At 57.7% G+C, this 14,048-nt stretch carries 12 protein-coding genes; 7 read left to right on the forward strand and 5 right to left on the reverse strand.

From position 1 onward, the window contains the following. The first annotated feature begins 192 nt into the window (after window positions 1-192). Together pyrF and yciH are read left to right on the forward strand one after the other, a co-directional pair. On the forward strand, window positions 193-930 hold the full coding sequence (gene pyrF, locus EH206_RS08970; protein WP_040343096.1) for an orotidine-5'-phosphate decarboxylase: 738 nt from the start codon (window positions 193-195) through the stop codon (window positions 928-930). Between the two features lie 3 nt (window positions 931-933). Continuing rightward, on the forward strand, window positions 934-1,263 hold the full coding sequence (gene yciH / locus EH206_RS08975) for a stress response translation initiation inhibitor YciH (protein WP_009112458.1): 330 nt from the start codon (window positions 934-936) through the stop codon (window positions 1,261-1,263). Between the two features lie 40 nt (window positions 1,264-1,303). On the opposite strand, the gene EH206_RS08980 is transcribed toward yciH, so the two are convergent. Both EH206_RS08980 and EH206_RS08985 read right to left on the reverse strand, forming a co-directional pair. Continuing rightward, window positions 1,304-2,338, reverse strand: a complete 1,035-nt coding sequence (locus EH206_RS08980) for an ABC transporter permease (RefSeq protein WP_009112459.1) — start codon at window positions 2,336-2,338, stop codon at window positions 1,304-1,306. Between the two features lie 63 nt (window positions 2,339-2,401). Further along, window positions 2,402-3,460, reverse strand: coding sequence for an ABC transporter substrate-binding protein (locus EH206_RS08985; RefSeq protein WP_009112460.1), 1,059 nt, complete (start codon window positions 3,458-3,460; stop codon window positions 2,402-2,404). Between the two features lie 361 nt (window positions 3,461-3,821). Between EH206_RS08985 and EH206_RS08990 the strand changes: the two genes are divergently transcribed. Further along, a complete protein-coding gene (locus EH206_RS08990; RefSeq protein ID WP_009112461.1) occupies window positions 3,822-4,637 on the forward strand; it encodes an ABC transporter ATP-binding protein in 816 nt (271 codons plus the stop codon). A 20-nt stretch (window positions 4,638-4,657) separates the two neighbouring features. Next, window positions 4,658-5,188 carry an OsmC family protein gene (locus EH206_RS08995; RefSeq protein WP_009112462.1) on the forward strand — a complete coding sequence of 177 codons (531 nt, stop codon included), beginning with the start codon at window positions 4,658-4,660 and terminating at the stop codon, window positions 5,186-5,188. A gap of 62 nt (window positions 5,189-5,250) precedes the next feature. Here EH206_RS08995 and osmB read toward each other — a convergent pair whose 3' ends face one another. Then, a complete protein-coding gene (gene osmB / locus EH206_RS09000) occupies window positions 5,251-5,463 on the reverse strand; it encodes an osmotically-inducible lipoprotein OsmB (RefSeq protein ID WP_009112463.1) in 213 nt (70 codons plus the stop codon). A 332-nt stretch (window positions 5,464-5,795) separates the two neighbouring features. Here osmB and araD point away from each other — a divergent pair, with 332 nt between their 5' ends. After that, window positions 5,796-6,491: an L-ribulose-5-phosphate 4-epimerase gene (gene araD, locus EH206_RS09010; RefSeq protein ID WP_009112464.1), complete on the forward strand. Its 696-nt coding sequence runs from the start codon at window positions 5,796-5,798 to the stop codon at window positions 6,489-6,491. 68 nt (window positions 6,492-6,559) lie between these two features. On the opposite strand, the gene EH206_RS09015 is transcribed toward araD, so the two are convergent. Together EH206_RS09015 and EH206_RS09020 are read right to left on the reverse strand one after the other, a co-directional pair. Then, window positions 6,560-8,626 (reverse strand): carbon starvation CstA family protein, encoded by a 2,067-nt coding sequence (locus EH206_RS09015; protein WP_009112465.1) that lies wholly within the window; start codon window positions 8,624-8,626, stop codon window positions 6,560-6,562. A gap of 248 nt (window positions 8,627-8,874) precedes the next feature. After that, the gene (locus EH206_RS09020; RefSeq protein ID WP_009112466.1) at window positions 8,875-10,809 is read right to left on the reverse strand and encodes an exoribonuclease II; all 1,935 of its coding nucleotides are present in this window, start codon (window positions 10,807-10,809) and stop codon (window positions 8,875-8,877) included. 276 nt (window positions 10,810-11,085) lie between these two features. Between EH206_RS09020 and EH206_RS09025 the strand changes: the two genes are divergently transcribed. Together EH206_RS09025 and EH206_RS09030 are read left to right on the forward strand one after the other, a co-directional pair. Then, window positions 11,086-12,681, forward strand: coding sequence for a PTS transporter subunit EIIC (locus tag EH206_RS09025; protein ID WP_040343780.1), 1,596 nt, complete (start codon window positions 11,086-11,088; stop codon window positions 12,679-12,681). A 35-nt stretch (window positions 12,682-12,716) separates the two neighbouring features. After that, complete coding sequence (locus tag EH206_RS09030) at window positions 12,717-14,042, forward strand: 6-phospho-alpha-glucosidase (protein ID WP_009112468.1); 1,326 nt, start codon at window positions 12,717-12,719, stop codon at window positions 14,040-14,042. Window positions 14,043-14,048: the final 6 nt, after the last annotated feature.

Raw genomic sequence — 14,048 nt, forward strand, 5'->3', positions numbered from 1 at the left:
TATTGTGGTCCTGAATGCGCAGCGGATTTATCCACTTAGTTACAACATACTAAGAGATGTCACAAATCAGCCGTTTCAGACACTATCGGCGAGGGTATTCGCTTAACAGGCGGCTGGGATTTCCGCCGCCGGGCATGTAGAATGCAGCGGGAATTTTGAACGCGAATCATGGCTAACAGCAACGGGTGACACGTGAAAAACCAGAACAGAGAACGGAATGATCAATCTGCATCATCCCCGATTATTGTGGCGCTGGACTACGCCGATCAAGCGGCGGCGTTGGCGTTTGTCGACCGTATCTCCCCGCGGGACTGCCGGTTAAAAGTCGGCAAAGAGATGTTTACCCTGTTTGGTCCGGCGTTTGTGCAAGCGCTACAGCAGCGCGGCTTTGACGTATTCCTCGATCTGAAATTTCACGATATCCCCAATACCGTCGCCCACGCCGTCGCCGCGGCGGCCGATCTGGGGGTATGGATGGTGAATGTGCACGCCAGCGGCGGGGCGAGAATGATGCTGGCGGCGAAAGACGCGCTATCGCCATTCGCCGGCGACGCGCCGTTATTAACCGCCGTGACTGTGCTGACCAGTATGGAAGCGGAAGATCTGCGCGAACTGGGCATCACCGCCAGCCCGGCGGAACAGGCGGAACGGCTGGCGCAGTTAACGTTTAACTGCGGTCTTGACGGCGTGGTCTGTTCCGCTCATGAGGCGCAGCGTCTGAAACAGCTATGCGGCGAACAGTTTAAACTGGTTACGCCGGGCATTCGCCCCGCCGGCAGCGATGTCGGCGATCAGCGGCGTATTATGACGCCGCGGCAGGCGCAGCGCGCCGGGGTGGATTATATGGTGATCGGCCGGCCGATTACCCAGTCTGCCGACCCGGCGCAAACGTTGCGCGATATCCGCGCCTCGCTGGCGGCGGAGGAGTGATAGATGAGCGGTGACGACGACAGCCGCCTGGTATACTCCACGGAAACCGGGCGCATCCAACAGCAAGAAGAGAAAGCCGCCCGCCCCCGGGGAGACGGTATTGTGCGTATTCAGCGTCAGACCAGCGGACGTAAGGGAAAAGGGGTTTGCGTGATCAGCGGCATCGATCTTGACGACGCCGCGTTGGATAAGCTGGCGGCCGAATTAAAGAAAAAGTGCGGCTGCGGCGGCGCGGTTAAAGACGGCGCCATCGAAATTCAGGGCGATAAGCGCGACCTGCTCAAACAGCTGCTGGAAGCGAAGGGAATGCGGGTCAAGCTGGCCGGCGGATGAGGCAGGCGGCGCGCCGGCCCCGACGCCTGGAAGCGCTTGATCACCACTTGACCGCATCTTTCTGCCAGGCCAGCAGACGATCGCGAATGGCGAACAGCAGCGTTATCAGGGAAGAAAACAGTATCGCCATCACAATCAGCGCGGCGTACATATTGGAGTAGGCCGCCCAGCCCTGCGCCCACTGCAGATACCAGCCCAGTCCCGCCTTCACGCCGATCATTTCCGCGGTAACCAGCACCGAAAAAGAGGCGCCCAGCCCCATAAACAGGCCGGTGAACACGTGCGGCAGCGACGCCGGGATCGCCACGCGCAGGATCAGAAATCTGGAGTCCGCCCCCAGGGTTCGCGCCACGTCGTAGTAATTTTTATCCACGCTGGCCACGCCGGACCAGGTTAATACCGTAAGCGGGAACCAACTGGCCAGGGCGATCAAAAAAATCGCCGCGGCAAAGCTGGAGGGAAAAATGTAGAGCGACAGCGGCAGTAGGGCAATGGGCGGAACCGGTCCGAGAAAACGCAGCACCGGATGAACCCAATAGCCCAGCACCTGCGACCAGCCGATGGCCACGCCGGTAATAAATCCCGCGACGCTGCCGAATAGGAACCCCAGCCCCAGCAGCCTGAGCGAATGCAGTACGCTTTCGCCCAGCCGGGTCCAGTCGGTGGCGTAGGCTTCAACCAGCGCATGGGGCGGGGCGAAAAAGGGGACGGGCAGCAGGGCGAGTTTCGCCGTCGCGATTTCCCACAGGGTGGTCAGCAACGCCAGCGCAATCAGCCAGCGACCGCTGTTGCGCACGGCTTTGGTCACCGGCTGGAAGAACAGCCGCAGGCCGGGGAGCCGTTCCAGCAGCGCCAACGACAAAATGATCGCCGCAAACACCGCGACGATGATATTGGTTTCGGCGACATAGCGCGGCTTGACGAAGCCGGTGACCTTATCCGGCCACAGCAGTATCAGCAGCGCCAGCGCCCCCCACAGCAATGCGGCGATCAGCCCGCTGTACCAGAATGGCGAAACGACGCGAGACAAAGACAAATCGGCGTCGCTTGCCGATAAAAGCGATTTCTCTGACATAAACCCTCACTGCTTGGCAGAAAGTAACTCCCGGATCATGATTCGCGAACGCTTAGCGCACGGTTAGCTATGACTGTGCTGCGCAGAAGCGGAAATATTCAGGATATCAGCAACATAGTGGGAGGCAAAACGCTCGGCATCGGTATCCGGCCGGATGACATTGATGGTTTTCAAGTCGTTGACATATAAAGCCACCTCTTTGCGCAACTGTGCGCCGGTAGAACGATGATTGTGGGTATGTTCGGTCAGAATAGTGGCGATGTCCTTGGCCGGAATATTACTGGGCAGGTAAGGCGCGAAGGTTTCGCCGGTTTCCGTCGGGTGCTGCGCTGTCCACTGCTGGGCATCCAGAATCGCCTGGGTAATGGCCCTGGCAATGTCTGGCTGCTCGCGCACCAGCGTCCCGCGCAGGCCCAATACACAGCAGGCGGCGTTGGCGTACTCCCCTTGCAGATTGTTGGACAACTCCAGCAGTTGATCATTGCGCTTGATCAGCCATGACTGGGGGTCTTCACCGGCAATGGCCTGAACTTCTCCCTTGCGCAGCGCTTCGCCGAACAGATCGGCGGGATACTGCAACCAATTTACCTGCCGGTCTGGATCGATGCCCAGTTTCGCCAGTTGAATGGCGAAAAAATTGCGCACCGGACTGGCCGGATCGCTGACCGCCACCGATTTCCCTGCCAGATCGGCAAGGCTGCGGATATTACTATTTTTCGGCACCAGCAAACGCATGCAACCACCGTGAGTACCGGCGGTCAAAGTCACATCAAATCCCTGTTCCAGCGGTTTTAGCCAGCGCAGCGCCATACCGATGCCCCCATCGGCTTTACCGGTGGCAATGGCCTGCAACAGCGCGTCGGTCGGGCCGCTGAAATTCACCGGCTCCACTTTCAAACCGTATTTTTCAAATAGTCCCTGTCTGAGCGCCACGGATATCGGTGCCTGACAAACCGAGGTCTGACCCCATGCCAGTTTGATGGTGGTGAGCGCGGCGTTTTGCGCCGGGGCGGCAGGCGGCGCGCCCAGCGCGGGAAATGCGCTCAATCCGGCCGCGGCGCCGGCAACACCTAGTGACGCCAGAAAGCGTCGTCTTGAAAGTAAAAATGCGCGATCAGACATAAACATGCCCCTTTGTTTTTAGGTAAATGTGTGTGGATAAAACTTGAAAGGAAGATACCGGCTATATGTTCTTATAAAATGTCATTTGGCGGGAAATAATAAATAACTTTATGTAATTTAATATTCTGAAATACTTATAACGACTTTGTATTGTTATTTTTGTGATGATTTTAACTTTATTAATACATCTGGCGTTATCTGGAAATGCTTATTCATAATTATGCTACCTAAAACAGGTGTCTTTATTCTAGACTGGGGCCGGGATAAAATTTTCCTGCGCTAGCCAATGGATTTATTTTCATGCCAACGTCATTGATTTTATTATTTAACGGAAATGATTATTTTCGGGAGTGTACTCGATATGGCTATTACTCGTGCCGCCGCTGGCGCCTATAAGGAAAATTTATCCGGATTAAATTTAGAGGTTAATCACGTCAGCCACGCGTTTACCCTGGAAGGCACTATTCTGCCGGTACTGAGCGATGTCTCTATTTCGGTGGCGCCGGGTGAGTTTATCGCGCTGCTGGGGCCTTCCGGCTGCGGCAAGTCTACCTTGCTGCGCCTGATCGCCGGTCTGGAAAAACCGTTGCAAGGGCAACTGCTGGCCGACGGAGAGCCCATCACCCGGCCCGATCCCTCCAGGGTGGTGGTGTTTCAGGATCCGACGCTCTATCCGTGGCGCACCGTCTGGCAGAACGTCGCGCTGGGGCTTCAGGCGCGCGGGGAACTGGATGAGGCGGGGAAACAGCGCGTCGATCGCTTTTTGCAGCATGTCGGTCTGGATCAGTTCGCCCGCGCCTGGCCGCGCCAGCTATCGGGAGGAATGGCGCAACGCGCCTCGCTGGCCAGGGCGTTGGTGAACAAGCCGCGCCTGCTGATTCTGGATGAGCCCCTGGGCAAACTGGATTCCCTGACCCGTATTCGCATGCAGGGGGAGTTGCTTAGTCTGTGGCAGGAAAGCGGCTACAGCGCGCTAATGGTGACGCACGATGTGGAAGAGGCGCTGTTGCTGGCCAATAAAGTGGTCGTTTTCAGCCCGCGCCCGGCGCGTATTCTGCAAACCATCGAGGTGACCTTACCTTATCCGCGCCGCCGTAACGATCCTCAGCTGGTTGAGCTGCGTACCCAGGTGCTGGAATTACTGGGAATGGAAGACAATATTGAACCGACCGCGTAATATTTTAACAAGGAGTGACGATGAGCGATCTGAATGAATATCTGGCGCAAAAAAGGGCGGCGCTGTTAATTCGTAATGCCCGCGACCCGGCAGCGATAAAACCGGAGACGATTACCGCCCGCGCCACGGCGGAAGGTCGCAGCGGGATTCGGCATATTCGTATTCGCGAACATCATATTATCAGCGACAGCCCGCCGGATTTCGCCGGATATAATCTTGGACCCGCTTCCCCGGAAATTTTTATCGGTTCGTTATCCAGCTGTCTGACGCATATATTTCTGATTCATGCGGCAGATCGACAAATTCCGCTTTCCCGACTGGAAGTTGAAGTGCAGGCGGATGTTGATTTACGCGCCGGAAAGGAGGGTTATGAAGATATTCCCTTTTATCCTTTTAACCTGCGCTATACGGTGGAAATAGATTCGTCGGCCGATGAAGCGGAAATTACCGCTCTGCATCAGGCGGTGGAAACCTGGTGTCCGGTGCTGAATCTGATTAAACGGCCGCAGCCGCTGGAGGGGACTATCCGCTATCGGCACGTCGCCGCCTGACGGAAAATGAAATGGAGCATTTCAGCTCCATTTCATAAAAACGATGACGGTGATTTGGACGCTTAATCAACCTGGCGGCCGATAATCCCCCCGATAGCGGCGCCGCCCAGCGTGCCTAACGTGCCGCCGTCGGTTAAAATGGCCCCGCCGACCGCGCCTGCGCCCGCGCCAATCGCGGTATTACGGTCGCGCTTGGACATATTCGAGCAGCCGGCCAGCGCCACTGACAGTACGATGGCTAAAGCCGCGCTGGTAAATTGTTTGTTCAGTTTCATATTTTCCCCTTTCACTCTCGGCCTCACTTTTTTTCAGTGAGGAAATATCGTAATGCAACACTTTTACCGCATTAAATAAGCGTACCGCGCCTTCCGTGGCCTGGTGACGAGTATAATCCTCGGTAAAAACCGCAACAGGTAAAAAATCTTAATTCCCTTACATTAGGATAACGATAGCAACAATTGGTAAAGATGGTTGTTTTTTAGCCGCCGGAATGAAAATAAATATCGCGTTACAGCAGAACGCTGCCGGATCTTTAGCGATTTAGCCCATAGCGGCGCTGCCCAGCGGCCGGGAGAATGGCGTTAATACACCATTGAGAGGGCGGACGATGTTAAATGAACTCAGGCAACGGGTACTGGAAGCCAATCTGGCATTGCCGCAACATCGCCTGGTGACCTTTACCTGGGGAAATGTCAGCGCGGTGGACAGGGCGCAAGGACTGATGGTGATTAAGCCGTCCGGGGTCGAGTATGCCGCGATGACCGTGGAGGATATGGTGGTGGTGGAACTGGAGAGCGGCAACGTGGTCGCCGGGACGAAAAAACCTTCTTCCGATACCGATACCCACCGGGTGCTGTACCTGGAGTTTCCCGCCATTGGCGGTATCGTTCACACCCATTCCCGCCATGCCACCATCTGGGCGCAGTCCGGCAGGGATATTCCCGCCTGGGGCACCACCCACGCTGATTATTTTTATGGCGCCGTTCCCTGTACCCGTTTAATGACGGACGAAGAGATTAACGGGCGTTACGAATGGCAGACCGGCCGGGTCATTGTGGAAACCTTTCATTCCCGCCGGCTTTCCCCGACGGATATCCCGGCGGTGCTGGTAAATTCCCACGGCCCGTTTGCCTGGGGAAAAGACGCCGCCGGCGCCGTGCATAATGCCGTGGTGCTGGAGGAAATTGCCTATATGGGCCTATTCTCGCGCCAGTTGACGCCGGATCTGGGCGCCATGCAGCAAACGCTGCTGGATAAACACTATCTACGCAAACACGGTAAAAACGCCTACTACGGGCAATAAGCGCCACAACAAAATCCCTCCGTTGCGGAGGGATTTTGTTTGCCGAGGCTGAATACTAAACGCCTTGCTTAACCATGCGGCGCTTCCTCGCGGAATACGGCCGGCGTTTCTTGAGCCGTCGGCTGCTCGCTTTTCAGCGCGCGGCGGATGATAAACAGCGCCGATATCAGCATGGTGACGGCAACCAGCATAAAGAACCCGCACAGCGCGGCGTTAATCTGGTTGCTGAACACGATGGTCTCCATATCTTTGATGGTTTTGGCCGGGGCGATCAGCGTGCCTTGTTCAATACCGGCGGAGAAACGTCTGGCCTGAGCCAGAAAGCCGATGCTGGCCTGTTCATGGAAAATCTTCTGCCAGCCTGCGGTCATCGAGGTAATAAATAGCCAGATAGTGGGAAGGATGGTCACCCAGGCATAGCGCTGTTTCTTCATTTTGAACAGCACCACGGTGCCGAGAATCAACGCCATGGACGCCAGCATCTGGTTGCCGATGCCGAACAGCGGCCACAGGGTGTTGATGCCGCCCAGCGGATCGATAACCCCCTGATAGACGAAAAAGCCCCAGCCGGAGACGGCGACGGTGGTGCCCGCCAGGTTGCCCAGCCACGAATGGCTGTTCGCCAGCCTGGGGATCACCACGCCCACCAGATCCTGCACCATAAAGCGGCAGGCGCGGGTGCCGGCGTCCACGGCGGTCAGAATAAACAGCGCTTCAAAAAGGATGGCGAAGTGATACCAGAACGCCATCATCGCCCGGCTGTTAAAGATTTCGGTAATGATGTAGGCCATCCCCACGGCGAAGGTGGGCGCGCCGCCCGCGCGGGACAGCACCGAGGCCTCGCCCACGTCTCTGGCAATCTCGGAAAGGGCTTCCGGCGTAATGACGAATCCCCAGCCGTTAATCACCTGCGAGGCATTTTCCACCGTGGTGCCGATCAGCGCCGCCGGCGAGTTCATGGCGAAATAAACGCCGGGTTCAATCACCGAGGCGCAGATTAACGCCATGATGGCCACAAAGGACTCCATCAGCATGGCGCCGTAGCCGATAAAACGGATATGGCTCTCGCGCTCCACCAGTTTCGGCGTGGTGCCGCTGGAGACCAGCGCGTGGAAACCGGAAATCGCGCCGCAGGCGATAGTAATAAACAGGAAGGGAAACAGGCTGCCGGAGAATACCGGACCGCTGCCGTCGATAAAGCGGGAAACGGCGGGCATTTTCATCTCCGGCATGGCGAAGACGATGCCCACCGCCAGCCCGACGATAACGCCGATTTTCAGAAAGGTGGAGAGATAATCACGCGGCGCCAGCAGCAGCCACACCGGCAGCACGGAGGCGATAAAACCGTAAATCACCAGCGCCCAGGTCAGCGAGGTGCCTTTTAAGGTGAAGAAGGGGCCCCAGTACGGATGCGCGGCGATATTGCCGCCATAGACAATCGCCAGCATCATCAGCACGAAACCGATAAGCGATATCTCGGCGATTTTTCCCGGACGCAGAAAGCGCATATAAACGCCCATAAACAGCGCGATCGGAATGGTCGCGGCAATGGTGAACAGTCCCCAGGGGCTGTCCGCCAGCGCTTTTACCACCACCAGCGCCAACGCCGACAGGATAATGATCATCACCCCCAGCGCCCCAAGCATGGTGATCACCCCGGCAAAGGCGCCCAGCTCCTGCTTCGCCATTTCGCCCAGAGAACGCCCGTCGCGGCGGGTGGAGATAAACAGCACCAGGAAATCCTGCACCGCGCCGGCCAGCATCACGCCGACCAAAATCCAGATCGTACCGGGCAGAAAACCCATCTGCGCGGCGAGGATCGGGCCGACCAGCGGGCCGGCGCCGGCAATGGCGGCAAAATGGTGACCGAACAGCACCCATTTATTGGTGGGAACATAGTCCAGGCCGTCATTATGGCGCTCCGCCGGCGTCAGACGCCGGTCGTCGAGTTCAAAGACTTTCTTGGCGATAAACAGACTGTAGAAACGATAGGCAATGCTATAACAAGCTACGGATGCGACAACCAACCATACGGCATTCACGTGTTCACCGCGGCTCAGGGCCAGCATGGCGAACGCGATAGCCCCCGCCAATCCAACCAACAGCCAGATCACGATGCTCTTGACGTTATTCATAACAACGGCTCCTTCGTTACTCAGGAAGATGTGTAGCGCGAGTGTTAAGGCAATTTAACAATAGTGGGTTTGTTGCCGAAGAGAAGCGGGCGGATATGAAAATGTGAGCAACCATAAATTTCTGTAAAGAAATTTAAACGGTAGATACATTCCGGTATCAAGAAATGGGCGATGGAGAAATGAAAGAGATGTGATAAAAGAGCGCCTACCGGTGACCGGTCCTCTGTAGACCGGTCACCGCAGAAGAACTATGCGGCGGGTTTGGCGATGATGCTGCGGGTGGCGAGGCGAACCTCGGCAATAAGCACATCCAGGGTATCGCCCTGGCGGTAAACCTCTTCGCCTTTTACCAGCACCGTACCGTTCTCCTGGCTGCAAACCAGCTCGTCGCGCACCGCGTGGACAAAGGAGGAGGGAATAAACGCCACCGCGCCGTTATCCAGCAGGCGAACGCGCAGGCCGCCGCGGGTGACATCGATGATTTCCGCCGGGAAGCGGGTAGCGGTGCCGGCCTTATCATTCAGGAAACGGGCATAGAGCCAGTCGCCGACGTCCCGCTCGGCCATGCGGTTAAGGCGGCGGCGCTCGGCGAGCTGCACGGTCACCTCATCCTGCGGTTTCTCCGCCGGCTGCCCGGCGATCAGCGCTTTCAGCAGGCGGTGGTTGACCATATCGCCATACTTACGGATGGGCGAGGTCCAGGTGGCGTAGGCTTCCAATCCCAGCCCGAAATGCGGCCCCGGCGTGGTGCTGACTTCGGCGTATGACTGGAAGCGGCGGATGCGGCTGTCCAGGAACGGCGTGGGCTGCGCGTCCAGTTCGCGGCGCAGGGCGCAGAAACCGTCAAGGGTCAGCAACGACTGCGCATCGGTCCGCACGCCAAACGAATCCAGTACCGCCACCGCCTGTTCGACGGTCGCCGGGTCAAAGCCGTTATGGACGTTGTAGATGCCGAATCCCAGCCGGTCGCGCAGCACCACGGCCGCGCAGACGTTGGCGGCGATCATCGCCTCTTCGACGATGCGGTTGGCGATGCGCCGCGGTTCGACGACGATATCCAGCACTTCGCCTTTATCTCCCAGCAGGAAGCGGTAGTCCGGGCGGTCTCTGAATACCAGCGCATGCGTCTTGCGCCATTCGCCGCGCGCCAGACAGACGCGGTGCAGCAGGCGAATTTGCTGTGCAATGGCATCGCTCGGCGGCTGCCATTGGCCTTGTTGCTCCAGCCAGTCGGATACGTCGTCATAGGCCAGCTTGGCTTTGGATTCGATCCAGGCGGCGAAGAAGTGAATATCGTCTCCCAGCGTGCCGTCGGCGGCGATGGTGACGCGGCAGGCGAGGACCGGGCGGCGTTCGTCGGCGCGCAGTGAACAGATATCGTCGGACAGTTGACGCGGCAGCATCGGAATATTGAAGCCGGGCAGGTAATTGGTAAAGGCGCGCTGGCGGGCGATATTATCCAGCTCGCTGCCGGCTTCGACGTAGGCGGTGGGATCGGCGATGGCGATAGTCAGCAGCAGCGAGCCGTCGCCGTTGTCCTGCACGTACAGCGCATCATCCATATCTTCGGTGCTGGCGCTGTCGATGGTGACGAAATTCAGGGCGGTGAGATCTTCGCGCACCAGCGCGCCATCGTTGAGCGCGCTGGTTGCGGCGTCAGGGGCCGCGCGTTCCAGATCATGGCGTGACAACGTCACCCACCACGGCGCCAGCGGATCGTCGCCGGTGGTGATGTACTGGGTCAATTCGGCATGAAAACCGCGGTCGCCCTTGAGCGGATGGCGGCGCATTTCCGCCACCGCCCAGTCGCCGTCCTGAAACTGATGGCCGAGGTCGCGGGCGGGGCGGCAGCCGATGGCCTCTTTCAATAAAGGATGGTCGGGGATAATCGCCAAGCGATCGTCTTTTTTCTGAACGCGGCCGACAAAGCGGCTCAGGAAAGGCTCAATCAGCTTTTCAGGCTCGACGATTTCACGATCTTTTTCGGTGTGTAGCGTGGCGCTGATGCGGTCGCCGTGCATCACTTTTTTCATCTGCGGCGGCGGAATGAAATAGCTTTTTTGTCCGTCAGCTTCCAGAAAGCCAAACCCTTTGTCAGTGCCTTTGACGACACCTTCAACCCGTGGCGTCTGCGAATGAAGTTGCTGTTTTAGCTGTGCAAGCAGCGGATTATCTTGAAACATAGCGTCCAGAAATACGGTTATAAGTAGCTCGATTAGCGGCTGACAGTTTTACGCGAATCGGGGGCCGGCGGCAAGCTTGATGTGCGGATGATTGGCGTACGGATATTCCGTTCGGAATGCGCCGTGCCGGGGGCGATGGCGCAATAGCGCGGGACGAATTATTGAGGAAAATGTGACCAGGCGCAAACTGTGACTTTTTTGTCTAGTTGTATAGACAAATAGCGCCCATTTTCCAGCTATTACTTAACCAGTAGCGGAAAACAGGAAGGGCGAATGATGAAAGATTTGGGCAATAAGGTTCATGCTTTTGGCAAAGCGCTGATGATGCCGATTTCGGTGATCGCCGCCGCCGGGATTTTCCTGGGACTGGCGGCGGCGATGCAAAACCCGGCCATCACCGGCGATGCCTTCGCGGAGATGAAAACTCCCCAGTTGATCATCGGTTTTATTCGTCAGATTGCCGGCGCGCTGTTTGCCAACCTGCCGCTGTTTTTTGCCGTCGCCAGCGCCATCGGCCTGGCGAACGCCGAGAAGCCGACGGCGGCGTTCGCCGCGGTGATTGGCTTTATTTCCATGCACGTCGGGGTCAAGGCGACGCTGACCGCGCAAAATTTGACGCCCGCCACCACCGCCGTCGACGCGCTTACCGCGGCGGGGATGGATCATACCGCCGCGCTGATGTACGCCGCCGAATTCACCCAAACGCTGGGGATCTTCACCTATAACATGAGCGTACTGGGCGGGGTGATCGCCGGGGTGCTCACCGCGCTGCTGCACAACCGCTTCTACACCATTGAACTGCCCACGGCCATCAGCTTTTTTGGCGGGCGGCGCTTTGTGCCCATCATTACGGTGGTGTGTTTGCCGCTGGTGGGCGTCGGGCTGGCGTTAATCTGGCCGACCATCGGCCAGGGCATCGCCTGGGTGGGGGAACTGATCGGCCACAGCGGGCAGTACGGCGCGTTTCTGTACGGTTTTTCAGAACGCATTCTGATCCCGACCGGGCTGCATCATATTCTGAATGAAACGGTGCGTTTTACGCCGATTGGCGGCGTCGTCACCATCGATAATCAAACGGTGGTGGGCGCGCTGAATATTTTTAATGCGTCGCTGACGCATCCCGGCGTGGTGAGCGATGAAATCATCCGTGAAGCAACGCGGTTTCTCGCCCAGGGCAAGATCCCCATCATGATGTTTGGCCTGCCGGGGGCAGCGCTGGCGATGTATCGCTGCGCTCAGCCAAAGCATAAAAAACGGGTGAAGGCGCTGGTGCTGGCCGGGGCGCTGGCCTCGTTCACCACCGGCATCACCGAACCGCTGGAGTTCTGCTTTATTTTTGTCTCGCCGCTTTTATATCTGATCCACGCCGCACTGAGCGGGCTCTCCTTTATGCTGATGTCCGTGCTGCATCTGATGATCGGCAATATTCAGGGCGGGGCGATCGATCTGGTGGTGTTCGGCGTGCTGGGCGGGGCGGAAACCCGCTGGTGGTATGCCGTGCTGCTGGGGGGGATATATTTCCCGCTTTATTACTTCACTTTCCGCTTCGTTATCAACCGTATGAACGTCGAAACGCCGGGACGGGAGTCGGAAGATCAGCCGCCGGAAGCCACCGCCGTCAGCGCCGACCAGCGTACGCAAAACATCATCACCGGACTGGGCGGCGAGAGCAATATCGCCGAGGTGGATTGCTGCTTTACCCGTCTGCGCGTGCAGGTAAAAGACATGGCGCTGGTGGTGGACAAGACCTTGATGACCACCGGCGCCAACGGCATCAAGCGGGTTAACGAGCACAACATCCAGGTTATTTACGGTCCGAAAGTGGAGAAAATCGCCAATGACGTCAAAAGCGCGCTTGGCGTGACAGGGTAACCTTTTTTTTCAATCAAATGAAATAGGATAAGGCTATGACAAAGCGGTACAGCATGGTAATCGTCGGCGGCGGATCGACCTGGACGCCGGGTCTGCTGAAAGCGTTGTGTAAACGTCAGGCCACGTTTCCGCTGCGGCGGCTGGTGATGTATGACGTCGACGCCGGGCGGCAGGCGGTGATTGGAGAGTTCGCCCGGCTATTGTTTAGCGAAGAGTACCCGGAGGTGGACTTTTCCTACACTACCGATGTGGAAGAGGCGTTTCGCGAGGTGGATTTTGTTTTCTGCCAGATGCGCACCGGCGGTTATGCCATGCGCGAAAAGGACGAGAAGATCCCGCTGTCGCTGGGGGTTATCGGGCAGGAGACCTGCGGTCCCGGCGGTTTCGCCTATGGCATGCGCTCCATCGGCGACATGATTGAACTGGTGCAGAACGTCCGAGCCCGTTCGCCGGACGCGTGGATCCTTAATTACACCAATCCGGCGGCGATCGTCGCCGATGCGCTGCGGGTGAAATTTCCCCACGATCGGCGCATCCTCAATATTTGCGACCAGCCGGTCAATTTGCTGCGTTCTTATGCCCGGCTGCTGGGGCGCGACGCCGATGAGTTCGAACCGGTCTACTTCGGTCTTAACCATTTCGGCTGGTTTACCCATTTGTATGACCGGCAGGGAACGGACCTGCTGCCGCAGTTGCAAGAGATTATTCTCAATCAGGGGTTTAAACCGGCGGACGCGGAGCAGCGCGATCGCTCATGGCTGGACACCTATGCGGTGGTGGCCGACATGATGCGCGATTTTCCCGGCTATCTGCCCAACACCTATCTGCAATACTACCTCTATCCCGAGTATAAGCTGAGCAAGCTGGACCCGAACTATACCCGCGCCAACGAAGTGATGGCCGGAAGGGAGAAGCGGGTATTTGAAACCTGCCGCGCCGCGGTGCAGGCCGGCACCACCAAAGACGCCAGCGTGGTGCATAACGACGCCCACGGCGACATGATCGTCGAGGTCGCGGAGTCGATCGCCGGCAACCAGCGGCGAATTTTTGTGGTGATTGTGGAAAACAACGGCCTGATAAACAATCTGGATGACAGCGCGATGGTGGAGGTGGCCGCCACGTTGGGCATCAACGGCCCGCGGCCCTTCGGCGTCGGTCCCATCCCGACATTCTACAAGGGGATGATTGAGCAGCAGTTCGCCTATGAGCGCCTGACGATCGAGGCCTGGTTTGAGGGCTCTTATCACAAGGCGTTGCAGGCGCTGACCCTTAACCGGCTGGTGGTGGACGCCAAAAAAGCCCGCCAGGTGCTGGATGCGCTGATTGAAGCCAACAAAGGCTATTGGCCGCAGTTGAAGTAGCCGCCG

The sequence above is a fragment of the Brenneria nigrifluens DSM 30175 = ATCC 13028 genome (genome assembly GCF_005484965.1).
Classification (GTDB): domain Bacteria; phylum Pseudomonadota; class Gammaproteobacteria; order Enterobacterales; family Enterobacteriaceae; genus Brenneria; species Brenneria nigrifluens.